Source organism: Verminephrobacter eiseniae EF01-2 (assembly GCF_000015565.1).
Classification (GTDB): Bacteria; Pseudomonadota; Gammaproteobacteria; order Burkholderiales; family Burkholderiaceae_C; genus Acidovorax; species Acidovorax eiseniae.
In genome coordinates, this window is record NC_008786.1 from 3,183,104 (window position 1) to 3,204,902 (window position 21,799).

Annotated in this window: 32 protein-coding genes and 2 pseudogenes; 18 read left to right on the forward strand and 16 right to left on the reverse strand. The window is 66.5% G+C overall.

The genetic code is table 11. The annotated features are described in order from the left end of the window. Positions 1-36 precede the first annotated feature (36 nt). From VEIS_RS13805 to VEIS_RS13820, 4 genes and pseudogenes are all read left to right on the forward strand, one after another. Positions 37-1,716: an isovaleryl-CoA dehydrogenase gene (locus VEIS_RS13805; RefSeq protein WP_011810566.1), complete on the forward strand. Its 1,680-nt coding sequence runs from the start codon at positions 37-39 to the stop codon at positions 1,714-1,716. Positions 1,717-1,771: 55 nt separating this feature from the next. Continuing rightward, on the forward strand, positions 1,772-2,701 hold the full coding sequence (locus tag VEIS_RS13810) for an SDR family oxidoreductase (RefSeq protein ID WP_011810567.1): 930 nt from the start codon (positions 1,772-1,774) through the stop codon (positions 2,699-2,701). A 197-nt stretch (positions 2,702-2,898) separates the two neighbouring features. After that, a pseudogene (locus tag VEIS_RS13815) lies at positions 2,899-3,136 on the forward strand (IS481 family transposase); the annotation flags it as partial. A gap of 152 nt (positions 3,137-3,288) precedes the next feature. Further along, on the forward strand, positions 3,289-5,088 hold the full coding sequence (locus VEIS_RS13820) for a chorismate-binding protein (RefSeq protein ID WP_011810569.1): 1,800 nt from the start codon (positions 3,289-3,291) through the stop codon (positions 5,086-5,088). Positions 5,089-5,384: 296 nt separating this feature from the next. On the opposite strand, the gene VEIS_RS28760 is transcribed toward VEIS_RS13820, so the two are convergent. Both VEIS_RS28760 and VEIS_RS13825 read right to left on the reverse strand, forming a co-directional pair. Continuing rightward, positions 5,385-5,537: a hypothetical protein gene (locus VEIS_RS28760; RefSeq protein WP_157048511.1), complete on the reverse strand. Its 153-nt coding sequence runs from the start codon at positions 5,535-5,537 to the stop codon at positions 5,385-5,387. 167 nt (positions 5,538-5,704) lie between these two features. Continuing rightward, positions 5,705-5,878, reverse strand: coding sequence for a hypothetical protein (locus VEIS_RS13825; RefSeq protein ID WP_157048512.1), 174 nt, complete (start codon positions 5,876-5,878; stop codon positions 5,705-5,707). Between the two features lie 371 nt (positions 5,879-6,249). Between VEIS_RS13825 and VEIS_RS13830 the strand changes: the two genes are divergently transcribed. Continuing rightward, complete coding sequence (locus tag VEIS_RS13830) at positions 6,250-6,693, forward strand: DUF3717 domain-containing protein (protein WP_011810572.1); 444 nt, start codon at positions 6,250-6,252, stop codon at positions 6,691-6,693. 56 nt (positions 6,694-6,749) lie between these two features. Here VEIS_RS13830 and VEIS_RS13835 read toward each other — a convergent pair whose 3' ends face one another. The 5 genes from VEIS_RS13835 to VEIS_RS13855 form a co-directional block, all read right to left on the reverse strand. After that, complete coding sequence (locus VEIS_RS13835; protein WP_041950041.1) at positions 6,750-7,559, reverse strand: deaminated glutathione amidase; 810 nt, start codon at positions 7,557-7,559, stop codon at positions 6,750-6,752. Continuing rightward, complete coding sequence (locus VEIS_RS13840; protein ID WP_011810574.1) at positions 7,560-8,540, reverse strand: substrate-binding domain-containing protein; 981 nt, start codon at positions 8,538-8,540, stop codon at positions 7,560-7,562. An 11-nt stretch (positions 8,541-8,551) separates the two neighbouring features. Beyond that, complete coding sequence (locus tag VEIS_RS13845; protein WP_011810575.1) at positions 8,552-9,529, reverse strand: Bug family tripartite tricarboxylate transporter substrate binding protein; 978 nt, start codon at positions 9,527-9,529, stop codon at positions 8,552-8,554. Positions 9,530-10,051: 522 nt separating this feature from the next. Further along, on the reverse strand, positions 10,052-11,014 hold the full coding sequence (locus VEIS_RS13850) for a SwmB domain-containing protein (RefSeq protein WP_041950042.1): 963 nt from the start codon (positions 11,012-11,014) through the stop codon (positions 10,052-10,054). Then, entirely contained in the window at positions 10,975-11,367 is a 393-nt protein-coding gene (locus VEIS_RS13855; RefSeq protein ID WP_041950043.1) for an Ig-like domain-containing protein, read from the reverse strand. Before VEIS_RS13855 ends, VEIS_RS13850 begins: the two co-directional genes overlap by 40 nt. 623 nt (positions 11,368-11,990) lie before the next feature. On the opposite strand from VEIS_RS13855, the gene VEIS_RS26335 reads away from it, so the two are divergent. After that, positions 11,991-12,176 (forward strand): hypothetical protein, encoded by a 186-nt coding sequence (locus tag VEIS_RS26335; protein WP_157048513.1) that lies wholly within the window; start codon positions 11,991-11,993, stop codon positions 12,174-12,176. A 149-nt stretch (positions 12,177-12,325) separates the two neighbouring features. Here VEIS_RS26335 and VEIS_RS13860 read toward each other — a convergent pair whose 3' ends face one another. From VEIS_RS13860 to VEIS_RS28765, 3 genes are all read right to left on the reverse strand, one after another. Then, positions 12,326-13,339: a nucleotidyl transferase AbiEii/AbiGii toxin family protein gene (locus VEIS_RS13860; RefSeq protein WP_011810577.1), complete on the reverse strand. Its 1,014-nt coding sequence runs from the start codon at positions 13,337-13,339 to the stop codon at positions 12,326-12,328. Next, positions 13,336-13,890 (reverse strand): type IV toxin-antitoxin system AbiEi family antitoxin, encoded by a 555-nt coding sequence (gene abiEi, locus VEIS_RS13865; protein WP_011810578.1) that lies wholly within the window; start codon positions 13,888-13,890, stop codon positions 13,336-13,338. Before abiEi ends, VEIS_RS13860 begins: the two co-directional genes overlap by 4 nt. A 91-nt stretch (positions 13,891-13,981) precedes the next feature. Beyond that, the gene (locus tag VEIS_RS28765) at positions 13,982-14,224 is read right to left on the reverse strand and encodes a hypothetical protein (protein ID WP_157048514.1); all 243 of its coding nucleotides are present in this window, start codon (positions 14,222-14,224) and stop codon (positions 13,982-13,984) included. A 127-nt stretch (positions 14,225-14,351) separates the two neighbouring features. On the opposite strand from VEIS_RS28765, the gene VEIS_RS29755 reads away from it, so the two are divergent. The 3 genes and pseudogenes from VEIS_RS29755 to VEIS_RS13875 all read left to right on the forward strand — a co-directional run. Then, positions 14,352-14,642 (forward strand): hypothetical protein, encoded by a 291-nt coding sequence (locus VEIS_RS29755; protein WP_041950044.1) that lies wholly within the window; start codon positions 14,352-14,354, stop codon positions 14,640-14,642. Further along, positions 14,639-14,761: a hypothetical protein gene (locus tag VEIS_RS31160; protein ID WP_265259657.1), complete on the forward strand. Its 123-nt coding sequence runs from the start codon at positions 14,639-14,641 to the stop codon at positions 14,759-14,761. The genes VEIS_RS29755 and VEIS_RS31160 overlap by 4 nt, the downstream gene beginning before the upstream one ends. Positions 14,762-14,776: 15 nt before the next feature. Next, positions 14,777-15,376, forward strand: a pseudogene (locus tag VEIS_RS13875) (nucleotidyl transferase AbiEii/AbiGii toxin family protein); the annotation flags it as partial. Here the strand turns inward: VEIS_RS13875 and VEIS_RS31630 are convergent. After that, positions 15,331-15,606 (reverse strand): DUF6685 family protein, encoded by a 276-nt coding sequence (locus VEIS_RS31630; protein ID WP_407831821.1) that lies wholly within the window; start codon positions 15,604-15,606, stop codon positions 15,331-15,333. The pseudogene VEIS_RS13875 and the gene VEIS_RS31630 overlap by 46 nt on opposite strands. Positions 15,607-15,671: 65 nt before the next feature. On the opposite strand from VEIS_RS31630, the gene VEIS_RS13880 reads away from it, so the two are divergent. Then, positions 15,672-15,935 (forward strand): hypothetical protein, encoded by a 264-nt coding sequence (locus VEIS_RS13880; protein WP_011810581.1) that lies wholly within the window; start codon positions 15,672-15,674, stop codon positions 15,933-15,935. Here the strand turns inward: VEIS_RS13880 and VEIS_RS13885 are convergent. Further along, positions 15,932-16,141 (reverse strand): type II toxin-antitoxin system RelE/ParE family toxin, encoded by a 210-nt coding sequence (locus VEIS_RS13885; RefSeq protein WP_086014360.1) that lies wholly within the window; start codon positions 16,139-16,141, stop codon positions 15,932-15,934. The two genes, VEIS_RS13880 and VEIS_RS13885, sit on opposite strands and share 4 nt — an antisense overlap. 201 nt (positions 16,142-16,342) lie before the next feature. Here VEIS_RS13885 and VEIS_RS31635 point away from each other — a divergent pair, with 201 nt between their 5' ends. The 3 genes from VEIS_RS31635 to VEIS_RS26340 all read left to right on the forward strand — a co-directional run bounded on the left by VEIS_RS31635 (position 16,343) and on the right by VEIS_RS26340 (position 17,255). After that, complete coding sequence (locus VEIS_RS31635; protein WP_198137863.1) at positions 16,343-16,480, forward strand: hypothetical protein; 138 nt, start codon at positions 16,343-16,345, stop codon at positions 16,478-16,480. 105 nt (positions 16,481-16,585) lie between these two features. Further along, positions 16,586-16,975 carry a ParB N-terminal domain-containing protein gene (locus VEIS_RS31640; protein WP_011810583.1) on the forward strand — a complete coding sequence of 130 codons (390 nt, stop codon included), beginning with the start codon at positions 16,586-16,588 and terminating at the stop codon, positions 16,973-16,975. A 127-nt stretch (positions 16,976-17,102) separates the two neighbouring features. Beyond that, positions 17,103-17,255 carry a hypothetical protein gene (locus tag VEIS_RS26340; protein WP_157048515.1) on the forward strand — a complete coding sequence of 51 codons (153 nt, stop codon included), beginning with the start codon at positions 17,103-17,105 and terminating at the stop codon, positions 17,253-17,255. A 7-nt stretch (positions 17,256-17,262) separates the two neighbouring features. On the opposite strand, the gene VEIS_RS24820 is transcribed toward VEIS_RS26340, so the two are convergent. Then, complete coding sequence (locus tag VEIS_RS24820; RefSeq protein ID WP_011810584.1) at positions 17,263-17,814, reverse strand: recombinase family protein; 552 nt, start codon at positions 17,812-17,814, stop codon at positions 17,263-17,265. Positions 17,815-17,981: 167 nt separating this feature from the next. On the opposite strand from VEIS_RS24820, the gene VEIS_RS28770 reads away from it, so the two are divergent. The 5 genes from VEIS_RS28770 (at position 17,982) to VEIS_RS13915 (ending at position 20,108) form a co-directional block, all read left to right on the forward strand. After that, a complete protein-coding gene (locus VEIS_RS28770) occupies positions 17,982-18,158 on the forward strand; it encodes a hypothetical protein (protein ID WP_198137864.1) in 177 nt (58 codons plus the stop codon). A gap of 62 nt (positions 18,159-18,220) precedes the next feature. Next, positions 18,221-18,433, forward strand: a complete 213-nt coding sequence (locus VEIS_RS13900; protein ID WP_011810585.1) for a hypothetical protein — start codon at positions 18,221-18,223, stop codon at positions 18,431-18,433. Then, positions 18,430-19,368, forward strand: a complete 939-nt coding sequence (locus VEIS_RS24825; protein WP_083758632.1) for a KfrB domain-containing protein — start codon at positions 18,430-18,432, stop codon at positions 19,366-19,368. Before VEIS_RS13900 ends, VEIS_RS24825 begins: the two co-directional genes overlap by 4 nt. A gap of 4 nt (positions 19,369-19,372) precedes the next feature. After that, positions 19,373-19,654, forward strand: a complete 282-nt coding sequence (locus VEIS_RS13910) for a hypothetical protein (protein ID WP_011810587.1) — start codon at positions 19,373-19,375, stop codon at positions 19,652-19,654. Between the two features lie 46 nt (positions 19,655-19,700). After that, positions 19,701-20,108 (forward strand): hypothetical protein, encoded by a 408-nt coding sequence (locus VEIS_RS13915; RefSeq protein WP_011810588.1) that lies wholly within the window; start codon positions 19,701-19,703, stop codon positions 20,106-20,108. 289 nt (positions 20,109-20,397) lie between these two features. Here the strand turns inward: VEIS_RS13915 and VEIS_RS13920 are convergent, their stop codons facing one another. The 3 genes from VEIS_RS13920 to VEIS_RS26350 all read right to left on the reverse strand — a co-directional run bounded on the left by VEIS_RS13920 (position 20,398) and on the right by VEIS_RS26350 (position 21,778). Beyond that, positions 20,398-20,835, reverse strand: coding sequence for a hypothetical protein (locus VEIS_RS13920; protein WP_011810589.1), 438 nt, complete (start codon positions 20,833-20,835; stop codon positions 20,398-20,400). After that, a complete protein-coding gene (locus tag VEIS_RS13925) occupies positions 20,832-21,167 on the reverse strand; it encodes a helix-turn-helix domain-containing protein (protein WP_011810590.1) in 336 nt (111 codons plus the stop codon). Before VEIS_RS13925 ends, VEIS_RS13920 begins: the two co-directional genes overlap by 4 nt. 461 nt (positions 21,168-21,628) lie before the next feature. Further along, complete coding sequence (locus tag VEIS_RS26350; RefSeq protein ID WP_232287691.1) at positions 21,629-21,778, reverse strand: hypothetical protein; 150 nt, start codon at positions 21,776-21,778, stop codon at positions 21,629-21,631. Positions 21,779-21,799: the final 21 nt, after the last annotated feature.

Below are 21,799 nucleotides of genomic sequence, written 5' to 3' on the forward strand. Positions count from 1 at the left end.
TGCCTGCCTGCCCTGCAGGAGCCTCAGGAGTCCCCGATGAACCCATGCCCGGCCAGCACCCACCGCGTGTTCAACCAGAGCGCGCCCTGGGTCGACGTGAACCTGTTCACCACCAACCTGCCTTTGCAGGACGCTGTGCGCCTGCACTGCGCGGATTTGCCATTGACCTGGCTGAGTGCGCTGGGCGCTGAAATGGGCTCGGCCCAGATGCAAGAGCATGCGCGTCTGGCCAACACCCACAAGCCGCAGTTGCACACGCACGACCGTTTTGGCCAGCGCAGCGACATGGTGGAATTTCACCCGAGCTACCACGCGCTGATCGGCGCCGCGTTGCGCCACGGCCTGCACGCCACGGCCTGGACCCGCACCGGGGCGGCGGCAACCCATGCGCACACCGAGCGCGCCGCAGGCTTCATGCTGTTCACCGAGACCGAGCCCTCGGTGCTGTGCCCGGTGTCGATGAGCTACGCCGTGATACCCGCCTTGCGCGGCAATGCCGCCTTGTGGGCCGACTGGCATACCGGCCTGGCCGGCACCCGGTACGACCCGCGCCTGGTGCCGTACACGCAAAAATCCGCGCTCACCATGGGCATGGGCATGACCGAAAAGCAGGGCGGCTCGGACGTGCGCGCCAACACCACACAGGCGCTGGCCGATGGGGCCGACGCCTGGGGGCCGCGCTACCGCCTGACGGGCCATAAGTGGTTTTTCTCGGCGCCCATGTGCGACGCGTTTCTGGTGCTGGCCCAGGCGCCGGGCGGGCTGAGCTGCTTTTTCCTGCCGCGCGTGCTGCCCGCAGGCGAGGACGGGGCAGGGCGCATCAACACCCTGCGCATCCAGCGCCTGAAGGACAAACTGGGCAACCATGCCAACGCCAGCGCCGAGGTCGAGTTCATCGACGCCGTGGCCTGGCGCGTCGGCGAGGAAGGGCGCGGCGTGGCGCAGATACTGGAGATGGGCATCATGACGCGGCTCGACTGCGCCCTGGGCACCAGCGGCCTGATGCGCCAGGCGCTGGCGCTGGCGCTGAACCACGCGCGCCAGCGCATGGCCTTTGGCAAGAAACTGATCGATCAGCCGCTGATGCGCAATGTGCTGGCCGACCTGGCGCTGGAGAGCGAAGCGGCCACGGCGCTGTCCATCCGGCTCGCCAGCGCCTTTGACCGGCAAGAGCGCGACCCGCACGAAGCCATCATGGCCCGGCTGCTCACGCCCGTGGCCAAGTTCTGGGTCTGCAAGCGCGGCAGCGTATTTGCCCAGGAGGCCATGGAATGCCTGGGCGGCAACGGCTATGTGGAAGAGGGCGGCGCGGGCACCATGGCCCGCATCTACCGCGAAATGCCGCTCAACTCCATCTGGGAAGGGGCGGGCAACATCATGGCGCTGGACCTGCTGCGAGCGCTGCGCCGAGCCGACAGCGCCGCCGCCCTGGCCGACGAACTGGCCCCCGCACGCGGCGCCCACCCGGCGCTGGACCGCATGGCCAGCGCGCTGCCACTGCGCATCGAAGCCATGGGCAGCGAGGCCCAAGCCCGCCGCCTGGCGCAAGACATGGCCCTGGCCGTGCAAGCGGCCCTGCTGTACCGCAGCGCCCCGGCCAGCGTGTTTGGCGCCTTCTGTGCATCCCGCCTGGGCGGCGACTGGGGCTACGGCTTCGGCACGCTGGGCGCCGGGATCGACTTCGAGGGCCTGCTGGCGCGCGCCTTGCCCGTCTGAGCCGGCAGGTGCATCGACCTGCCGTATGGCTGACCTGTAGCGAAAGGAATCGGAAATGATCGAAGACTTCAACGGCAAGACCGCCGTGCTGACCGGCGCAGGCTCCGGCTTTGGCCTCGAATGCGCCCGCATCGGCGCGCGCCTGGGCATGAACCTGGTGCTGGTCGATGTGCAACGGGACGCGCTCGACACCGCAGCGGCCGAAATGCGGGCCAGTTGCAGCCCGGGCCGCCAGGTGCTGGCCCGCCAGGTGGACGTGGCAAACGCCGCCGGAATGCAGCAGTTGGCCGAAGACGTGCAGCAGCGCCTCGGCGCGCCGCACCTGGTGTTCAACAACGCCGGCGTGGGCGCAGGCGGCCTGGTGTGGGAGAACTCGGTCAAGGACTGGGAATGGGTGCTGGGCGTGAACCTGTGGGGGGTGGTGCACGGCGTGCGTCTGTTCACCCCGATGATGCTCGCCGCCGCAGGCAAAGACCCGGCCTGGCGCGGCCACATCGTCAACACCGCCAGCATGGCGGGACTGCTGGCAGCCCCCAACATGGGCATCTACAACGTCAGCAAGCACGCGGTGGTCAGCCTGTCGGAGACGCTGTACCAAGACCTGGCGCTGGTCACGGACCAGATCGGCGCCAGCGTGCTATGCCCCTTTTTCGTCTCCACCGCCATCCACCAGAGCCAGCGCAACCGCCCCGCCAGCCTGCCGGCCGACAGGCCCACCCGAAGCCAACGCATCAGCCGGGCCATGAGCAACAAGGCCGTGGGCAGCGGCAAGGTCAGCGCCGCTGCCGTTGCCCAAAAGGTGTTCGACGCCGTCGCCCAAGGCCGGTTCTACATCTACAGCCACCCCAAGTCCCTGGCCTCCGTGCAGACGCGCATGGAAGACATCGTGCTGGGCCGCAACCCCACCGACCCCCTGGCCGACAAACCCGAAATCGGCGCGCAATTGCGCGCCGCGCTGCGCGCCGATGAAGCCGCAGGCGCCTGAGCCGTGATTCCATTTCCCAATCGTTCGTGAGCGCGAAGGCGAAGCGCAGACAGCACGAATGCACGGCAAGCGACGCCGGCAAAGCGCACGGATGATTCGGGAATGGAATTACTGAATGACTTCGACGCGATCGAGTGTCGTTCAACCTGCCCGACGGGCGCGCTCTGTTCGATCATTTGAACCACACCTTCAGTGCCAGGGCCACCGGCATGGTCGAGAGGTTCGATGGCCGCATAGCGGATGTCCTGAGGCCCCACAGGTGCAACAGCCGCGAGGACATGGAGCAGACCTTGCCGCGCCATGTGGCCCTGTACAACCAACTTGCGCAGTCAGCGCTGGGCAGCAAGACACCTATGCAGGCCATGAAGGAGTGGCACCAGGGGGCACCCGCATCCGTTTCACAAGCGGCCATATGATCGTCCGGGATGCAACACCGACGCCGTGCCGATGGATTCCAGCGCCAGAGCACGCCAGAGCACGCCAGTGATTGGCACCGACGGGCACAGCGCCTGGCGTTGCCGGTCAAGCCCCGAATGATTTGTAATCGATAGCTGCACGCGCTGTCAGAACGAGCGCCAGGGCCTATCTTGACGACTACCTCCCGCATCGACTTCACCCAGCCGCTGGACGGCCAGGCCGCGCGCCTGCGCCAAGCCTTTGGCAGGCCGCGCCAACTGTTGCTGGCCCACACCCATGCCGACGTGCGCGCGGTGCTCGACGCCGTGCATGCCGCAGCGCAGCGCGGCCACTGGTGCGTGGGCTATCTGCGCTATGAGGCAGCGGCGGCGTTCGACACCGCCTTGCAAACCCACGCGGCCGATGGCCCGCTGGCCTGGTTTGCCGTGCACGACGCTCCCATGCCCTGGCCGGATGACAATCTGCAGCAGCGGGCGGCCGACCCGGCACGGGTGGAGTGGGCCGACGGCCCGGAGCGTGCCGCGTTTGACGCAGCGCTGGCCCGCATACAGCAGGCCATCAGCGCGGGCGAGCTGTACCAGGTCAATTACACCGCCCCGCTCAGGGGCCGCTTGCAGGGCGCCGCCGAGGCGCTGTTTGCCGCGCTGCAACAGGCCCAGCCTGGCGGCTACGCGGCGCATATCGTTGCCGGGGATGAGCAGTTGCTGTCGGTGTCGCCCGAACTGTTCTTCGACTGGCACGATGCGCCCGGCGGCGGCCGCATCGTGGCCCGCCCGATGAAAGGCACGGCCCCGCGCGGCGCCACGCCCGGGCAGGACATGGCCAACGCCGAGTGGCTGCGCACGGCACCCAAGGAGCGGGCCGAGAACGTGATGATCGTCGACCTGCTGCGCAACGACATGGCGCGCATCGCCCTGCCGCACAGCGTGCGCGTGCCGGTGCTGTTTGCCACGCAGGCTCTGCCCACGGTGTGGCAGATGACCTCGGACGTGCAGGCGCGCACACGGCCGGGCACCACGCTGACCGATGTGTTTGCTGCGCTGTTTCCCTGCGGTTCGGTCACCGGCGCGCCCAAGGTGCGCGCGATGCAGATGATCCGCCAACTCGAGCCTGCCCCGCGCGGTGTGTACTGCGGCGCCGTGGGCGTGGTGCGGCCTCGCGGCCCCGCCGGGGCCGATGGGCTGCGCGCCGTGGCCGCCACGTTCAACGTGCCGATACGCACCGTGGTGCTGCATACGCAGGGCGGCCAGCAGCGCGTCCACTGCGGCATCGGCAGCGGCATCACCTGCGGCGCGCAGGCCGATGCCGAGTGGCGCGAATGGCAGTACAAGCGCGCCTTCGTCGAGCGCGCCAGCATGCCGTTCGAACTGCTGGAAACCCTGGCCCTGGAGGACGCAGCGTTTCGCCATCTGCCCGAGCACCTGGCCCGCCTGCGCGGCGCTGCGGCGCATTTCGGCGTGCCGTGGGATGCCGATGCCGTGCAGCAATGCCTGCGGGCGCTGGCGCAGCGCCACCTGGCGCAGCGCTGGCGTGTGCGCCTGCTGCTGGACGCTGCGGGCCGGCCCCGGGCCGAGGCCTTTGCCCTGCACGCCGCATCGGAGCCGGTGCGCCTGGCGCTGGCCACCCGGGCGTTCACGGCGGCGCACAGCGAGTTTGTGCGCTACAAGACGACGCGCCGCGCGCATTACGCGGCTTTTGCGCCGACTGCGCCGGGGGTGTTCGACACGCTGCTGTGGAACGAGGCCGGCGAGATCACTGAAAGCACCTTCGGCAACATCGCCGCATACATCGACGGCCGCTGGGTGACCCCGCCATGCTGCTGCGGCCTGCTGCCCGGCGTGGGCCGCGCCGTGGCGCTGCGCGAAGGGCGCGTGGCAGAGGCCGTGCTGCGCCTGACCGACAGGCCCCGGGTACAGGGCTGGGCGTTCATCAACAGCCTGCGCGGGTGGCTGGCCGCCACGGTGCAGTAAAACACCCCCGGCAGGCAAGCCAGCGCCAAACCGCCGCCAGCCGCACAGCATATGGCTGGGCAGGGCAGCCGGCACCAAGCCCGCGCCCAGGCACCAAGCCGGCGACCAGCAACGCGGCAAGACCGTCTCGCCCGGGCGCTCGCCGTGCGCCAGTGGGCAGCAGTGGGCAGGCCAGCACGGTCGGGGTTGCGCTGTTGAAGGGACGCAGCACCATGGTGGCGGGCCGTTGCTTGCACCCGCTGCCGGCAATGCCTTGCCCGGTCAGGGCGGATGTGCACTGTTGCCCTAGTGTCGTGTCACGGATCAGATGTCGTAGGCTGCGCGCAGCCATCGGAGCGTAGCGCAAGGCGCATCGCGCAGTCCATACCGAGCTGTATTGGCAAGCGATGCAACGCCGCGATGCGCTTCGATGGCCAGCGCAGACCGACAGATGATCGGTGACGCGACACTAGGTGCGAAGTACCCGGTGGGCAGGTCGTGTTCAGCGCTTGCGGCACTTTTCAATCGGTTCGCCCTGGCGGCGGGAGGCGTCCATGTCATTTTCTTGTGCGGCAAGCTGATGCACTGCGAAAGCCCGTATGCATAGCGCCTTCCGCTCTCCTGCGGCAGGCACACGCTACATCGCGGTGACGGCGGCAACCTTCCTGCCGTTCACCACCGGCGCCTGCCGGTCTTGTCTTTCCAGGGTACTCGCCAGCGTGGGCTTCGATCCGGGCCAGACCGGCCCTGGAGCGCGCAGCGGCGCGCTGGCCGGGCCTTGCCTGTCGCTGGCGCTGATGATCGGTGGCATGGGCCGGCACATGCCGGGCGCCTTCCTCTTGGTGCACTCGTGCATCGTGCCCGAGCGGCTGATGCAGTTCGGCGGCATCTACGGCGCCATGCAGTTGCGCTCCGCCCGTGCCAGCCGTGAAGCCGTTGGTGCTGCGCACGCCCGGCGCCGGGGCGGCTGCCGGCAAAGTCATGGCGCATTGCCGTGGCGCATTGTCGTGGCGTCGATGGCTTGCAAACTGCCGCGGCGCATTGCCTTTCCGGAGACCTTGCCGCGCCCCGGTGCCGGTAAAGTGTCGCGCTCCGGGTTGCGCACCCTGGATATGCCCGGAAGATCGCATGACCCCCGGGCAGTGACTGCCCGCCTTCCACCACCACCGCCACCACCGCCCGATGGCCGCCATCCATATCACCGATATCGAAGCCGCGATCAACCACTGGCGCAGCCGTGCGCCGTCGCCCGACGGCATCACGCTGGCGCCCGAGGTCCGGGCGCTCGCCGAGGTCTATGCGCTGATGGTTTACCGGCATCAGGATGAGGCCGCCGAAGACCGCTGGCCGCCGCAAGCGCTGGCCGCATGGCGGGCCTGGTACGACTCCACGCCCGATACGCCCTGCATCGCCATCTGTTCGACCAGCCAGGGTGACGATCTTTGCAAGGGCTGCGGGCGCACTGTCGACGAAGTGCGGTGCTGGCCGGCAATGACCCCGGCGCAAAAGCGCATGGTGTGGCGCCGTATCACGCTCGAACACAAAGCCTGGCGTTTCAACCGCTATGCCGAGCGGGTGGCGCCGCAGGCATCGGTCGAGCCGGTCGTTTCAACCCCATCGGCCTGACGACGCCGTGGTCGCCGTGGTGTGGTGCCGCTGGCCGACGGGCACCGTCGATGGCATCACCGCCCAGGCTCCAACTCGGGTCTGGCAAAGCGGCGGTTGGCCAGCACGGGCAAGACCCGGCGGGCATGGGCGATGCGCGCCGGGTCGAGCGCGGCGATCAGCAGGGCCGGGCTTTCGGCGGCGCGTGCCACGACCACGCCCAGCGGATCGACCACCATGCTGTGGCCGATGTTGCGCTCGCCGCATTCGCCCGCAGCCACGGCGTAGCAGGTGTTTTCGAGCGCGCGTGCGCTGAGCAGCAACTCCCAGTGGGCCTCCTTGAGCGGGCCTTTGACCCAGGCTGCGGGCAACACCAGCACCTCGGCGCCGTCGAGCGCAAGGCGCCGGGCCAGTTCGGGAAAGCGCAGGTCGTAGCAGGTCATCAGGCCCAGTTTCAGGCCCGCGACCTCGATCAGGGGCGGCACCTCGTCGCCGGGCATGACATTGGCCGACTCCTGCGCCGAAAACGCATCGTAGAGATGGAGCTTGCGGTACTGCGCCAGGATTTGGCCGTCGCGCAGCGCGATCAGCAGGTTGAACACCTTGTCGTTCGCGGCCGGCACATGCACGCACATCATCACCGTCAGCCCGGTCAGTGGCGCGCTGCGGCTGGCTTGCAGCAGCCGGGTCACGAACGGGCCGTCGAGCGGTTGCGCCGACCTGCGCACCAGGTCGGGGTCGGTGATGTCGCGCGCCAGCACGCCTTCGGGCAGAACCAGCAGATCGGCGCGCTCGCGCCCGGCCTGCGCCATCAATTCCAGACAGGTATCGGCATTGCGCTGCCATTCAGGGCGGACGGCAAACTGGCCGAGTGCGACTTTCATCATTCATCCTTGGGTTCGAGCGGCGCGCGAGCGCATGTCCGACGGGAACAGATCCTGCGGCGAGAGGCAGGCGCGGGTGATCTGCTGGGCGTGCAATTCCTTGCCGAAGTCGGCAATCATCGGCTCATTGTGCGCGAAGCCGTTGCGGTTCCATGCGTCGGGCAGGTCGCGCGCGGTCTGCTGCAGCTCGTCGATCAACCAGGGCGTGGTGTCGGCGTACTTGCGGCGCTTTTCCAGCCACAGCCGGGCCGCCTCGTCGAGCAATTCGCTCAGGGCCTGCGGCAGGCCCGGCTGCGCCTGCACCAAGGCCCGCCTGATGCCCAGCAGATGGATGCCAGGCACATAGCCCGTGGCCCGGAAATAGTCGACCTCGGCCTGCCGGCAACGGGGCAGCAAAGGCCGCAGACCGGAGTCCGGCGCGAAGAAGCCGGGCGGCATGAAGGGCGTGAATACGGCGTCGAGCGCGCCCGCGTGCAGCAGATCGACCAGGGGGCGCTCGCCGGCCACGGCCTCGATGCGGCCGGCCCGCCCATGGCCGCCGAGCCGGTCGGCCACCGGATGCGCAGCCGTCAGGCGCCCGGCGAACCACCGGGCGTCTTCGATGCCTATGCCGGCCTGGCGCAAGATGGCGCGGGTCCAGACATTGCCCGAGTCCTGCCAGCCGGTCAGCCCGATGCGCTTGCCGGCCAACTGGCTGATTTGCGTCAACGGGCTGTGCGCCGCAGTGATGATGCAGCGGTGGCGGAAGGCGCGCATCAGGAAATGCGGCACACCGGCGATGGCCTCGTCGCCACGCGCGCGCGCCTGCGCATAGCGGCTGAACGAGATCTCGCCGGCGTCGTAGCGCAGATCGCGCGCCAGGTCGGGCAGGGCCGCCACGCGGTGGAGTTGGACCTCCAGCGCGTCCGAGCGCACATCGCCGAGCGCCAGCGGGGTCAGGTAGTCCCAGTCGCGCACCGCCAGGCGCAGCGTCGTCTTCGTCATGCCGGCTCCGTTCAGTCCAACGCAATGCCGCGATCTTGCGCCAGTTGGCGCCAGCGCTCGCGGCTCTTGCGCTGCTCTTGCAGCAGTTCGTCGCCGATCAGCGTATCGGGCTGGCTGCCCATTGCCAGCAGCCCGGCGCGGACCGGGGGCGACAACAGCGTCTGCCGCAGCGTTTCCTGCAGCAGCGCGAGCACGGCAGGCGGTACTGCGCGGGGCGCGTACAAAGCCGTCCAGCCCAGCAGTTGCAACTGCGGGTAGCCCAGTTCGCCCACCGTCGGCACCTCGGGCAGCGCGGCCAGGCGCGTGCTGCCGGTCACGGCCAAGGCCCTGAGCTTGCCGGCCTGGATCAGCGCCAGCGTGGCCGACGGGGTGTCGAACTGCATATCGACGCTGCCCCCGAGCAGATCGATCTGGGCCGGGCCCGGCCCCCTGTACGGCACATGGCGGAGCACGGTGCCGCTGAGCAGGCTCAGCATCTCGCCCAGCATATGCGGATTGGTCGCCGGGCCGGCGCTGGCGTAGCTGATCCTGCCAGGGTCGGCCCTGGCGGCTGCGAGCAGTTCGGCCAGGCTCGCGATGCCGGAATGGCCACCCACCACCAGCAGGAAGGGCGAGGCGCTGATGCGCCCTATCGGCGCGAAGTCGGCATCGGCGTCGTAGGGCAGCTTGCGCCTGGACACCGCCGGCAGCATCACCATCACGCTCGAAGCCCCGGCGAGCAGCGTATGGCCGTCGGCCGGGGCCTTGGCCACCACATTCACCCCGATGGCGCCGCCCGCGCCGGCGCGGTTGTCCACCACCATCTGCTGCCCCAGCCGGCGCCCCATCTCTTGCGCCACCAGCCGGGCCGCCGCGTCCGATGCCGAGCCGGGCGTCGTATGCACGATCAGCTTGATCGGCCGGTCGGGATAGGCCGGCGCGCTGCCCGCACCGCCAGCGCAGGCCGCGCACGCCATGAACAGCAAGAAGCGCAGGATTCGGGTTGGCATCGGGTGATTCCGTGGTGGGGGTGAAAGACAGACGACGGCCGCGCCGTGACGGCCACTGTATATGCCACTGTATAGGTCGGCGCGCGCGGGTCAATGGCGTTCTTCGGGCGCCCACCGGCGTGGCCGATCTGGCGCGACGCTGGGCGCGCCCGCTGGCGTCTTGCCGATCTCACGCCTGGCGCGCATGGCTTGGCGCACCTGCCAGCGAGGGCCGCCGCCGCATGAGATGACGGCGCTGGCGCGCCCGGAGTTCTGGGATGCGGGGTCGCGGGGTCGCCCGGCGCGCCGGTCGGGGCGTCGCGATGGACGACCCGGCGCCGTCTGCCACCGGCCCGCAGTCCATCGATGGATCGGGGAAAGCCGTTCATACGAGCGCGGCCACTGCCGATTCCCTGGCCCTGGCGTTGCACGGAAGACCGCAACCGCCCCGGGTTGCGCCGGCACCGGTCGCGGCAGCGGTCATCCGATGCCAGGCAGTGCCAGGCGGCTATGGAGGTATGGGGAGATATGGGGGGCAGGCGCTCAGAACCAGAAATCGAGGGCCTGATCTTCGGATCTCTTGCCGATGATGGACAGCGGCATATACGCCGCAGCCCCGAGCACGGTGATGACGCCATCGGCCTTGCCGTCGGCATCGAACCGGCCGCCATCTTCGATCTGAAAATCCAGCCGCAGGCGGCCGCCTTCGGTCACCATCTTGCCGCCGTAGGGCGCGCTGGCCAGGTTCACCCAGATGCCGGTGTCGTCCTCGATCCAGTAGCCGTTGGCGCCCTGCGCCGGGTCTACGTACAGGCTGAAACTCTCGCTGCGGCCTGTCGCGCCCGGCGTCGCCGAGAAACTCAGCAGCCCGACGGGCATCTCCATCTCCGGGGGCAACTGCGCAGGCGCGGCCTTGTGCTCCAGGCTGGTGATGCGTGCCAGGCTGTCGGGGCCGAGCTTGCCATCCCGGCTGCCGGCGACCAGGGTGACGGTCTGGGTCGAGGCCACGGCAGATTGTGTTTTGTCCGGGATGCCGTCGCCGTTGCCGTCACCGGTGACGGCGCCATCCGGGCCGGTGATGCCGGGAGCCTGCTCCTCCCGGGCGTCGGGCAGGCCGTCACGGTCCTGGTCCAGCGGCCTGGATTTCGGGGCCGCTGATGCGCGGGGCGCAGCGGGGGTCGGCGCAGCGGTATCGTTGGCGACCGGCATCTGGTCGAAACCGGCGGCGGCGTTGCCGGCGGCGTCCTGTATGACGGTGGCGCTGCTTGCGGGGTCGTAGCCGACGCTCACCTGCTGGCCCGGTGCCACGGCGGTGGCCAGCGTCAGGGCGACGGTCCCGTCCGCATTCACGCTGACACCGGTGACGGCGTTGGGCTGTCCATCGACCAGCACGGTAAAGGCGCCGGGGGCGACCTCGTCGGTGGCCTTCAGGGCTTCACCGTAGCGGATCAGCAGTTGTCTGGCGTTCACGGTGATGCTGTCGCCGGCGTATGTGTCGGTGTCCATATGTCCATGTGTGCGAGTGCGGGCCGCAGGGTGTCGATGTCGAAATGGCGCACTGCCAGCGGCCTGGTGCCCGGCGCACCGGCATCGTTGGCCGTGCTGACGCTGAGGCTGCTCGACTGGCGCTGCACGCCGTTACCCGCAGTCAGTGTAGCGCTCCACACGGTATCGGATGGGCGCGTCCACCCGCCCAGCCAGCAGTTTTCGGGCGGGGTCACGGTAAAGCCGTTCACGTCCACCGGTTCGGAGAAGGTCAACGTCACTGTGCTGGAGGGGTGGGCCAGGTTCAAAAGCGCACGCTCGCGCTCCGGCATCGCGGGGTTGCGGGCCATCTCGACGGTCGCGGTGATGGTCATATGCGGCTCTTTGACGGGGTGCTTGCCATGGGTGTTCGCCGACTCGGTGCGGGCGCCACATCCCCCTGGCGGGGCATCGCGCCAACGGACTTCAAGGGTCTGGTGGCTGCTGCCACTTCATCGGGGCGAGGGATGATGGGGTGCGGGGCCGCTGCGCCTGGCAGATGGCAAGGCGCGGGTCTTTGCAGCGGCCGCTTCGGGCGGGCCAGCCATGCGCGGGCGGGCGCAGGCCCGCTTGGCATCGGCCCGCAGGCACCGGGCTTGGGCCACTGGCCCCGCCGGCGGGCGAACAGGCTGCCGGCATGGCCCATGGCGGCGTGCGCAGCGGGGCCGGCGTTGCGCGCGCTGACCCTGCGTGCCCCGGCGTACCCGTTGGTTCGTCCGAGGCGCAGTAGCTCTGTGGTGTTCTCTGGTTCCAGCCCGGGCGTCGCCGCACCGGCACCAGCGCGTGCCGGGACGGGCTGCCTGCGGCACCACGGCAGCGCCCGGTGTGCGCCTGCCCGGCGCCGCTGTGTGGGCGGGCCGTTGATTGGACACCGCAGCGTTGCAAGGCGATGTTTCCTCTTTTTCTCACCTGCCTGCGGGCAGGCTCCGGGCGGGGGCGGGGTGGCCCGGCCCCCGTCATGCGCAAGCCTTGGCCCGGGCTGGCCAAGGCTGGTGTCGCGTCACCGATCATCTGTCGGTCTGCGCTGGCCATCGAAGCGCAGCGCGGCGTTGCATCGCTTGCCAATACGCCCGGTATTGGCTGCGCGATGCGCCTTGCGCTGCGCTCCGATGGCTGCGCGCAGCCTACGACATCTGATCGGTGACGCGACACCAGGGCCAGGCTTTTGCCGGGTGGGGCGGCCCAGGCAGGCGGATGCCGGTTCGACATGGGCGCATCATACGTGGCACCACCAGCCCTGCGAGCGTTGCGGCGGCCACTGCGGGAATCTGCGTCCTCTGCGGACGACTTCGTTCAATCCGCAGAGGATGCAGGGGACGCAGATTTCTTGGGTGTGGATCCCTGGCCCGGCGCGGCGACGGCCTTTGCGGCCTCCAGCGCCGCTGCGTGCTGGAGATGGGCCTTGGCCTCCTGGAACTGTCCACCGACCGTCGAGGCCAGGTAGTCCAGGTAACGCTCGTCGCCGAGCGTCCTCTTGACGGTGCCCGCATCGATGAACCTGCGCATTTGGTCCTGGAACGCCGCGCTTTTGACCACCGCCGGAATCATCTCGATGGCCCGGTCGAGCAGTTCGGGGAAGTTGGGGATGCCGTAGTCCCTGATCTTGCTGGCGACCATGCGGGGGTCGAGCTCGGCGCGCTTTTTGAGCAGCCAGGCGATGTCCCAGAGGTCGCGGTAGCGGATCTTCGCGGCTGTCGGGGGCAGTGGCGCGCCCTGGTTGTCCACGAGCGAGGTGGGGAAGGCCACGATCTTGTCGGCCAAAATTTCGGAGACCGATTCGACGTTGACCAGGATTTCCTTCATGCCGCCGAGAAACTCGTAGTTCTGGCGCAGCGGGACGAGTTCGACCTGGTAGGCGGGGATGTTGGCGATTTCGAGTTTGATTTTCTGGCGGGGCATGGCGGCGTTTTCCGGAGCGGTCTCGATCGAGATCCACCACCTGTCCAGTGCGACGCCTGACCTGCCGACCGCGCGCCCTTTGGGTTCCTTGGGCTCCTTGACCGTCACGTTCAGGCCGAAACGCAGCCCAATGTGCTTCTCGATGCACTCCTCGATGCCTTGCATCTTGTCAGCCGTGAAATCGCGGCCACCGGCGAAGTCGAGGTCCTCGCTGAATCGGTCCGAGCCACGGCAGAGCCGAAGCGAGGTGCCGCCCTGGAAGACCAAGTGCTTGAGCAGGCCGGCGTCATCAAGGGCTTGGAAGATCTCGTGGTGCAGCAACTCCTTTTCCACCACCGGGCGCATGGCCGACAACTGGTCGTCGCGCATGGCCAACTCGACCATGGCGTTGAAATCTTGCCGGTTCATGCGACCTCCACCGCGTCTTCTTCGAGCGCTTCGCGGTCGATCATGTTGACGTTGCGGCCGACGCGCAAGAGGTCCCGCACGGCCGCCATCTTGTGGGCGATTCGAAGCGGGCGGCCCTCGATGCGTTGCGTGTGCGCGAGGATGTCGGCGACCGAGCGCTTGGTGTGGGTGAACTCGATGGTGCCAAACGGCGTCTCGTGGGTGCCGCTGGCCCCCGTGGTCATCACCGTGATCCGGTCCATGGGGATTTGCGAGATCACCCCATATTCGGACAGGATAGCCTCCAGGCTCAGGTAGGACAGGGCACCTGGCCGCAGCGCCTTGGCCAAGTCTTCGATGATCCGGCTGTTGCGGCTTGCGGCGGCAGGGTTCACGTAGATCCCGCGGGCGGCGCGGATCAGCAGCCGGTCGGCGACCATCCGCTGCAAAGACTTCTCCATGGCCTTGGCGCCCTCGCCGGGGAACATCTTCCCGATATCCGCCTTCGACAAGATGTAGACGCCCCTTTTGTCGAGGGCTGCGAGCCGATGGATGAGGTCGATTTTCTTCATAAGTTTTGCATAACCCTACTCCAATGTAGGGTTCAGATGTCCTTATCGTATTTCTCGGGTTTTGCGGTGTCAATTCAAGTAATCATGAACCCTACTCAAAGATAGGGTATGACTTGACTTGATCGCCGTTCGCTGGCCGCTGGCTCGGGCTGGACGCACCGGGAGCGCCCGCTAGTGTCGCGTCACGGATCAGATGTCGTAGGCTGCGCGCAGCCATCGGAGCGCAGCGCAAGGCGCATCGCTTGCCCATACCGAGCTGTATTGGCAAGCGATGCAACGCCGCGATGCGCTTCGATGGCCAGCGCAGACCGACAGATGATCGGTGACGCGACACCAGGAAGAAAGCACGAAAACAATAAAAATTGGAGCTTGGCTACCCGCGCGTTGAACAAATCCAGCGTTCCTAGCTCAAACCGTGCAAAAAAACCTAAAATTCAAAGCAGCAACTCTGTTTTCACACCATGTCTGCCGCATCCTTGATCGCCACCCACATGAACGCGCCCTACGGCAAGCTCGTAAGCGCCGGGGATGTGGTCGCGTCCTTGAAAAGCGGATTTCTTGCAGCCTCCACCCAGGAGGCGAACGGTATACTGGAGGCACTGTTCACGGAAGTGCCGCCAGACCTCATTCTGAAATGCGCCGATCAGATCCAGGCTCCCTTGGGGATGGTCAATCATCTCTACCAAGTGACCCTGGATCGTGGCCTGATGCACAGTCAGGCGTGGGAGGATGCTGTGGGTGCTCTTGCGTGAAGAAGATCACGCCCAAAGACATTCGGCAGCATAAGCTGACCGGCAAATGGCGTTTGCTAGAGCGCTTTTCAGACGCCACCAACAGGCAAGCCGAGAAAGCTGCCAAAGCGCCCCTGTGACCTGTTCTTGGTGGTGGCACACGCCTCATGCTTGCAATCGAGCATCGACTGAGTGATGACGTGGACTTGTTCATCACCGACCCACAGTGGATTGGCTACCTCACCCCTCGGCTGAATGACGCCATTGAGGAAAAGGTCAAGAGCTATCACGAAGGCACCACGTCCCTCAAGTTGGAGTTTGCAGAGGGTGAGATCGACTACATCGTCAGCACACCGCTGCTGGGTTTGCCGAATGAATCATCTCCCGAAAGCGTCTATGAGCTTGAGCCCGTAGCTGAGGTTCTTGCAAAGAAGCTGTTTTATCGAGGGGGCACGCTCACTCCACGCGATCTCTTTGACTGGCGCATGATCGAGATGCACGTCCCGCAGGAGGACTTGCATCTGGAGAAGATGGCCTATGTCTTGCGAGACAAGCTCGCTGGCATCGCCCAGGCATTGGATGCCATAGGCCAGCTAGACCCGAGCCACCCTCGGTGGAGCAGCATACGCACGCCCTACCCGCTTGATTTGCGGGAGACAGTTCATTGGGCGCAAGAACGGGTCGCTCACTATCAGGCCATGGCCGAGTCCTACACAGAGCCATCGCAAAACAGCGATTCTTCACCATCTCCTTGAACATTTTGGCGAGCGCACAGGGCTGCGAGGTGCGCGCCCAGGTCGGCAATACCTGCGCTGCGCAACTCGTCGGCTACCCGCATCGAGCGGGCATCTCTCCTGGGCAGCAGAACCGCCCTGGCGCCCTCGTAGGGACGCGGTAGCGGGTGCCATAGCCACGTCGCCGGAAAGGCGCGCATGGCCTCGAAAAAGGACTGGGTGACCGCGTCTTCGTTGCTGATGACGAACATCTCCACGACATGACCGTTGCCACGCAGCCCATGCGCTGCCCGCTCCAGCGCGTTTTGGCGCGTCTATGGACGTGTCCAAGGCCGATTACATGATCGGGGTGGACATGGCCCGCAAGGGATTCAGCCCCGACCAGATCGGCCGGGCCATCGAGCAGGCCAGCCCGGAGCTACCGACCCGCAAGGCAGGCCATGAGGCCGACTACGTGGCCCGCACGGTCAAGGCGGTGTTCACCCATCCCGAGGTGGTCAAGTACCAGCAGGAACAGGCCAAGGAAGCCCAGCAGCGCAGCAGCAGGCGCGAGAGGGACAGCGGCCCCAGCTTAGGCTAAAGGTGCCGCTCAGCGTCCTGCCGTTGATGCAGGACGCGAATCACGTCCAGATGGTCGGCGTAGTCCAGAAAGTAGACCACGTGCGAGCCGCACAGGTACTTCATGAATTCGGGAAAAACATCGGCGAGGCGACCCTGTTTTGTGCCTGCTGCCAGTCCCTCGAAGGCGGCCACAAGGCTGTGGTGGTAGGTGTCTGCCTGCTCCATCGACCAGTGTTTGAGCGTGTAGAGCCAGATTTCCTCAAGGCGGCCGGCCTGGCGGCCACCATCCGCGTCATCAAGCGGTTGATTGATTCCGGCCAGAACGGCGAATTGAAGTGGAAGCTGGTCGTCAACCGCTACAAATCGACCAGCAAGGAACAAACCGCGCTCGTCGAGCGCATGCGCCAGCAGTTCGGCGCGAACTTCGTGCAATTCACCTTCGGCGAGCGTGTCGGCCTGACCGACTGCCTCGCGCGTGGCGTGCCGATCTGGGAATACAAGGGCACGCCGACGGAAGTGGGCGAAGCCTGGCGCGCGCTGCCGTCCGCTCTCGGCCTGGCGTGAGGTGGTGAATATGGCGACAACAAAGAAATCATCCGGCGCAGTAATGGACTTCCTGGGTGGCCTCGGCGACGAAGCGGCCAGCGGGCCAGCGATGCGCCGCCCTCGATGTTCGCGGTGACGGCCATCCGGCCCGACCCGGAACAGCCTCGAACCGGGTTCGACCAGGAGCGACACGACAACCTGGTGGCGTCCATGAAGGAAATGGGCGTGCTCCAGCCGTTGCTGCTGCGCGAGACTGGCGAGAACCCGCCCTACGAAATCATCGCCGGGGAACGGCGGTGGCGAGCCGCGAAAGCGGCCGGCCAGCGAGCCGGACGCCGGCAGCTCTGGCGAAGGTGCCGGCGACGATGGCCTGGGCAGAAGTGGCGCGATAGACGGGCCTGGGTGGTGCGATGGACGACGGCGGCCGAGTTATCCACAAAATTTGCCGTCCGGTGGTGCGATAGACGACGCCGGGCGCGCGAAGGCGGGCCGGCCAGCGCCTGGTCGGCCTAGCGGATGTGGCACGAAGAACGCGCGGACTGGATGGGAAGCGGGAAAGGCGGCAGGCCCGGCGCGATGGATGCCGGCGTGCGTGGTGACACGAAGGAGCTGGCCAGGCGCGGGGCCTGTCACCAGCCTAGTGTCGCGTCACCGATCATCTGTCGGTCTGCGCTGGCCATCGAAGCGCATCGCGGCGTTGCATCGCTTGCCAATACAGCTCGGTATGGGCTGCGCGATGCGCCTTGCGCTGCGCTCCGATGACTGCGCGCAGCCTACGACATCTGATCCGTGACGCGACACTAGCGGCGGCCGCGCTGCGGCGTCTGCACGTCGAAGCCGGGCAGCAGCTCGCTCAAGGGCTGCGCGCCGGCAGTGCGCGGCCGCAGGGCGGGCGCGGGCGGCGGTGCCGGCGACTTCGCGGCCGAACTGGGGGGAAAGGTGCCTTGCTCCACCAGGCGGCCGTACCAGCCGGCCAGGTTATTCTTCGCAAGCTCCATACTGAGCTTGCGAGTGTCGCGGGTCAGGTGTTTCGTGATGTGGACGGCGACGCCCTTGGCCATGAAGTCGAGCACCTGCAAGGCCGATTCGCCCAGGCGCGAGATTTCGGGCGACAAGATCACGTAGCCGCGCTGGGCCTCGGCCAGCATGTCGGCCAGGGCACGCTTGCGCCACGACTTGGCACGGCTGCCGATTTCCTCGACGATCTTGAGCGGCGCGAACCCGTGCGCGTTGGCGTACTCCAGCAGGCCGAGTTTCTGGTTCGCCGCGTTCTGGTCGTCGGTCGAAACCCGCAGGTATGCGAAATACCTGCTCGCAGCGGCCGTTACCGTTGGTGTTTTCTTGGGCTTCATGGGCTGTGTTTTGCATAAAGGTATGAAGAGCTTTAAATAATACGCTGATGGAACAAAATAAACGGGTTATTAATTAGCCGTTTTCATACCGGCGAAATCATGGTTTTTTTGAGCCTGGTTGGCGCATCAAGTACGCCGTCGATAGCCTCCCGGCCACGCTGGCCCAGGTGGTGCAGTACCTGGGCGACGGCGGCGAACTCAAGCCGGAGAAGGTCGGCGAGATTTGGGCCGGCCTGGCCGTCTTGCAGAAGGCTTTGAAGAAGGCGGGCCACCCGCGACCGGCCAAGCCGAAGAGGTCGCCGAAGCCCATGCCCGGCCAGGTTGGCCTGCCGCTGGAATCTTGATCGCGGGGCACAAATGCCCTACAATAGAGGCATGTTTAGACTCGACCATGAAGGGGCCCGGAATGGCTAAGTCACTGCTCGACAAGATCGGCCTGGAACGCTCGAACAAGCTGATGCGTGAAGCCACGCACCAGGCCATCGCCGACGCGCACGCGCACGGCCTGCCGGTCACGGCGGACGTGGGCGGCGTGCTCTCCAAAATCTTCCCTGACGGCCATGTGGAACCCGTGAAGCCCGCGCCGGCAATCGCTAAAAAAGAGACCTTGGCCGCATGACCGAAATCCCCCCGCAGGAAGTAGAAGCGGGGCCACGGATGATCGTTTTCGCCGGGCCGAACGGCTCGGGGAAAAGCACTGTCACGGATGGCCTCAAGCTCGATGAAGCGTTCCCCGGCGTCTACATCAACGCCGACGACATCGCGCGCACCGAGCTGGGCCACATCCCCGATGTGACCCAGCGCAACCTGGATGCCGCGAAGCTGGCCGAACAGCGCCGCAAGGATGCGTTGGAGAAGGGCCAGCCCTTTGCCTTTGAAACCGTCATGTCCACGCCTGGCAAGCTCGCCCTGCTTCAAGAAGCCAAGGGCAAGGGCTTCCAGGTCGAACTGGTGTTCGTCACCACGCGCGACGCTGACATCAACATCGCCCGCGTATCGAACCGTGTGGCCCTCGGCGGCCACCAGGTCGAGCCGGACAAGGTGCGCGAGCGGTACGAACGTGCAATGCAGCTTCTGCCCAGCGCCGTCGAGCTAGCCGACACGGCCGACGCCTTCGACAACAGCGGCACAGAGCCGGTGCATGTGGCGATGAAGCGCGACAAGGCCGTGGAGCTGGTCAACGCGGACAAGGCCCCGGCCTGGGTCGCCGAGCGCTTGGCCGAGCCGTACCGCGAGCGCATGGATTCGCGCGCGCAGATCGCCGCCGCGTTCCAGCAGGCTGCGGCCGGTAGCGCGGCCGGCCTGCCGCCCGTGCTCAAGGATGCGGAAATTGGCCACGGCAAGACCTACGCGGGGCTGGTGCTCGAAGTGACGAAGCGCCACGCCTTGCAGAAGGCCGGGGCGAACGTGTACGTGGTTCACGACCGGGCGCTGTGCCCGCCTGTGAGTTTGGAGAAGGGAAAAACCGCGACGCTCGCCTACCAATACGAGAAGGGCGGCAAGCATGTCGAGCCGGCCCGCAATGCGGGCCAGAAGAACGAGATAGGACGATGAGGCCATGCCAGCAAAACCCACGACTGACGCCCACAAGGCCGGCGCGAACCGCCGCGTTTTCCGTGCGCTGCTGACAACGCACGACCTCATGCTGAAAGACAGCGCCGAACTGATCGGCATGCACACTGGTCGTCCGTGCAGCTACCGCACGGTGAAATCCTGGATGGCCGACCCCGACGAAGTGGCGACGGCCAGGCCATGCCCGGAATGGGCCGTAGAGGCGCTACGCGCAGCCGTGGAGCGGCCCGAACTGCTGGAGCGCATCCGCAGCCATGCGGCCGCGTAAGGGGCCGCCATGAGCGATTCCAGCGTGAAGGCGAAGCCGGTGGACGGTGCTGGGTTCCTGGGTCGCGGCGACGTGCCTGGTGACGGCCCTGGACTTTGCCGCCGTCACGCGCTCCTGGTTGCCCCTGGTGTTCTTCGCCGGCCTCCTGCTGGTGGTCAACATCGTCCAGGCCAGCGCCTCGACGCTGCTGGCTGTCCGTGCTGGCCGGCAGTCCTGGGACGCCTTCACGTCCTTGCATGTGGTGGTCGCGGCCTCGGCCGTGGCCTTTCTCCTGGCCGGCGCGACGGCGCTGGGCGAGCAGGCCATCGACGGCCGGATGTACGCGCGCTGCGGCGAGTGGTATCCGCAGGTCTACACGGTGGCGGCCACCGTGGCCGCCTTCGAGAAGGCCCAGGCCGAGACTGCCGGCGACAAGCCGGGCATGCCGTTCATCATCGAGCGGGACGACGAGTAACCGCCGCGCCCCCTGGGCGGGAAAGGAACAGCCATGAAGGTCTACGGCCGCTATGGGACTGACCATAACGGCAGGGGCCTTTTTCGTGGGCTGGTGACACCTGGCGCAGCTCGACCGCGCGGGCCTGTCACCATCTACAGCGCGCCGGTTTGGTGACGTGGCCAGCTCGCCGGCGCGGCCGATCTGTCACCATAAGACGGCTAGACCTTCTTGCTGGTGAATGACTGCTTCGGCGGGGTGTACTGGCCGCTGGCGACGCGCACAGCGTACCGCTCCAGGGTCAGGGGTTCTACACCGGAACCCCGGAAAATTCCGTCAGCCCAACTCCAGCTTCAATCTGCAAGTTTTTTGACACGCTCGGCAAGGCGTCCGAACGCCTCATTGACGTACTCCATGGCCTTAGGTTCTGTGCCCTGCGCAGCTTGTGTTGTTCGGAACACTGGACCATGCCGTCATAGGGTCGCGATTTCTTATTACGTTCGGCTTCGGACGCTTCTTCCATGACGAGGGCGTAGCGGTAAAACCCGGGGAACTCGTTGGACAAGGCAATGCGTTGATCGTCAGTTGTCCCGACCCAGATTCTGTGCAGATCGGGCATGTATCCCATCATGCGATCGATGATGGCAGGTGCGCTGTCGACGCCCTGGGCAGAGAGCTGTTGCATGTGCTGATCGATCTTCGTGGCCAGCCGACGAAATGCACTCATGCCCATGGCGTTCTGATTCACGCGGTTGCGAGCGTCAAGTGCCCGATCGGCTCGGACGCTGGCCGCACTTTGATTTCGATGTCGTAGCCGAGGCGATTCAGGCAATCCATCAGCTTGCGCTCGGACAGGTTGGTGAAGTCGCCGTGCATCATGCCTGACACCTTCGGTTGCGGGATGCCCATGCGTTTGGCAGCCGCTTGCTGATTCAGTCCGAGGGCGCGCATCGCCTTCCTGATCTCGACCCCCAGGCCGGTCTTGATCTTCAGCTTCTCGGCGTCGGCCAGTTCAAGGTCCGCGAAGACGTTACCCGCGCTGCGCTGAACCTCGACGCCTTCAATGATTCGTTTTTGCATTTCGTAGCTCCTGTGCCAATGCCTCGGCCACTTTCAGCCGGGCGCGGATGATGTCCATGTCCGCCTTCGGCGTGGCAATCCCGCTCTTGCTCTTCCTGTTCAGGTAACAATACAAGCACCACAAGCGCAAGACATATGTCGCAAAACAGGTGTTTTACGACACCTCCACAACACCTCCACAACACCCGCCGAAAGTGATCGCGCAGCCTGTCCCAAAATGTGCGGAAAACAGTGTCGCAATATGCCTACATCCGGAAACCATTTTTTGATGGTTATCCGTCTATGTTGGTTGGTTACATGCGCGTGTCGTCGGACTCCGACCGGCAGAGCACGAACTTGCAGCGCGACGCGCTGCTCGTTCCAGAGCGGCGGCAACATCATCGACCTGGATGCGTTCCTGGCCGGGCTGGAGTTTGGATGACGGAAATTTCTGGGGTTCCGGCGTAGCCCCCAGTGTCGCGTCACCGATCATCTGTCGGTCCGCGCTGGCCATCGGAGCGCAGCGCAAGACGCATCGCGCCGCCCATACCGATCTGTATTGGCAAGCGATGCAACGCCGCGATGCGCTTCGATGGCCAGCGCGGACCGACAGATGATCGGTGACGCGACACCAAGCCGCGCCGCCTTCCCGG

What these genes read in the sequence shown, in the direction of transcription:
- VEIS_RS13900 (WP_011810585.1), top strand. Translation starts at nt 18,221, where the DNA reads ATGGCTAAGTCACTGCTCGACAAGATCGGCCTGGAACGCTCGAACAAG.
- VEIS_RS31640 (WP_011810583.1), top strand. Translation starts at nt 16,586, where the DNA reads ATGTTCGCGGTGACGGCCATCCGGCCCGACCCGGAACAGCCTCGAACC.
- VEIS_RS13835 (WP_041950041.1), bottom strand. Translation starts at nt 7,559, where the DNA reads ATGATGAAAGTCGCACTCGGCCAGTTTGCCGTCCGCCCTGAATGGCAG.
- VEIS_RS13880 (WP_011810581.1), top strand. Translation starts at nt 15,672, where the DNA reads ATGGACGTGTCCAAGGCCGATTACATGATCGGGGTGGACATGGCCCGC.
- VEIS_RS13860 (WP_011810577.1), bottom strand. Translation starts at nt 13,339, where the DNA reads ATGAACCGGCAAGATTTCAACGCCATGGTCGAGTTGGCCATGCGCGAC.
- VEIS_RS24825 (WP_083758632.1), top strand. Translation starts at nt 18,430, where the DNA reads ATGACCGAAATCCCCCCGCAGGAAGTAGAAGCGGGGCCACGGATGATC.
- VEIS_RS13910 (WP_011810587.1), top strand. Translation starts at nt 19,373, where the DNA reads ATGCCAGCAAAACCCACGACTGACGCCCACAAGGCCGGCGCGAACCGC.
- VEIS_RS13885 (WP_086014360.1), bottom strand. Translation starts at nt 16,141, where the DNA reads ATGGAGCAGGCAGACACCTACCACCACAGCCTTGTGGCCGCCTTCGAG.
- VEIS_RS13845 (WP_011810575.1), bottom strand. Translation starts at nt 9,529, where the DNA reads ATGCCAACCCGAATCCTGCGCTTCTTGCTGTTCATGGCGTGCGCGGCC.
- VEIS_RS13805 (WP_011810566.1), top strand. Translation starts at nt 37, where the DNA reads ATGAACCCATGCCCGGCCAGCACCCACCGCGTGTTCAACCAGAGCGCG.
- VEIS_RS13850 (WP_041950042.1), bottom strand. Translation starts at nt 11,014, where the DNA reads ATGGACACCGACACATACGCCGGCGACAGCATCACCGTGAACGCCAGA.
- VEIS_RS13810 (WP_011810567.1), top strand. Translation starts at nt 1,772, where the DNA reads ATGATCGAAGACTTCAACGGCAAGACCGCCGTGCTGACCGGCGCAGGC.
- abiEi (WP_011810578.1), bottom strand. Translation starts at nt 13,890, where the DNA reads ATGAAGAAAATCGACCTCATCCATCGGCTCGCAGCCCTCGACAAAAGG.
- VEIS_RS13925 (WP_011810590.1), bottom strand. Translation starts at nt 21,167, where the DNA reads ATGCAAAAACGAATCATTGAAGGCGTCGAGGTTCAGCGCAGCGCGGGT.
- VEIS_RS13855 (WP_041950043.1), bottom strand. Translation starts at nt 11,367, where the DNA reads ATGACCATCACCGCGACCGTCGAGATGGCCCGCAACCCCGCGATGCCG.
- VEIS_RS29755 (WP_041950044.1), top strand. Translation starts at nt 14,352, where the DNA reads ATGTCTGCCGCATCCTTGATCGCCACCCACATGAACGCGCCCTACGGC.
- VEIS_RS13825 (WP_157048512.1), bottom strand. Translation starts at nt 5,878, where the DNA reads ATGCCACCGATCATCAGCGCCAGCGACAGGCAAGGCCCGGCCAGCGCG.
- VEIS_RS13840 (WP_011810574.1), bottom strand. Translation starts at nt 8,540, where the DNA reads ATGACGAAGACGACGCTGCGCCTGGCGGTGCGCGACTGGGACTACCTG.
- VEIS_RS26335 (WP_157048513.1), top strand. Translation starts at nt 11,991, where the DNA reads ATGCGCAAGCCTTGGCCCGGGCTGGCCAAGGCTGGTGTCGCGTCACCG.
- VEIS_RS13830 (WP_011810572.1), top strand. Translation starts at nt 6,250, where the DNA reads ATGGCCGCCATCCATATCACCGATATCGAAGCCGCGATCAACCACTGG.
- VEIS_RS24820 (WP_011810584.1), bottom strand. Translation starts at nt 17,814, where the DNA reads ATGAAGCCCAAGAAAACACCAACGGTAACGGCCGCTGCGAGCAGGTAT.
- VEIS_RS31630 (WP_407831821.1), bottom strand. Translation starts at nt 15,606, where the DNA reads ATGTTCGTCATCAGCAACGAAGACGCGGTCACCCAGTCCTTTTTCGAG.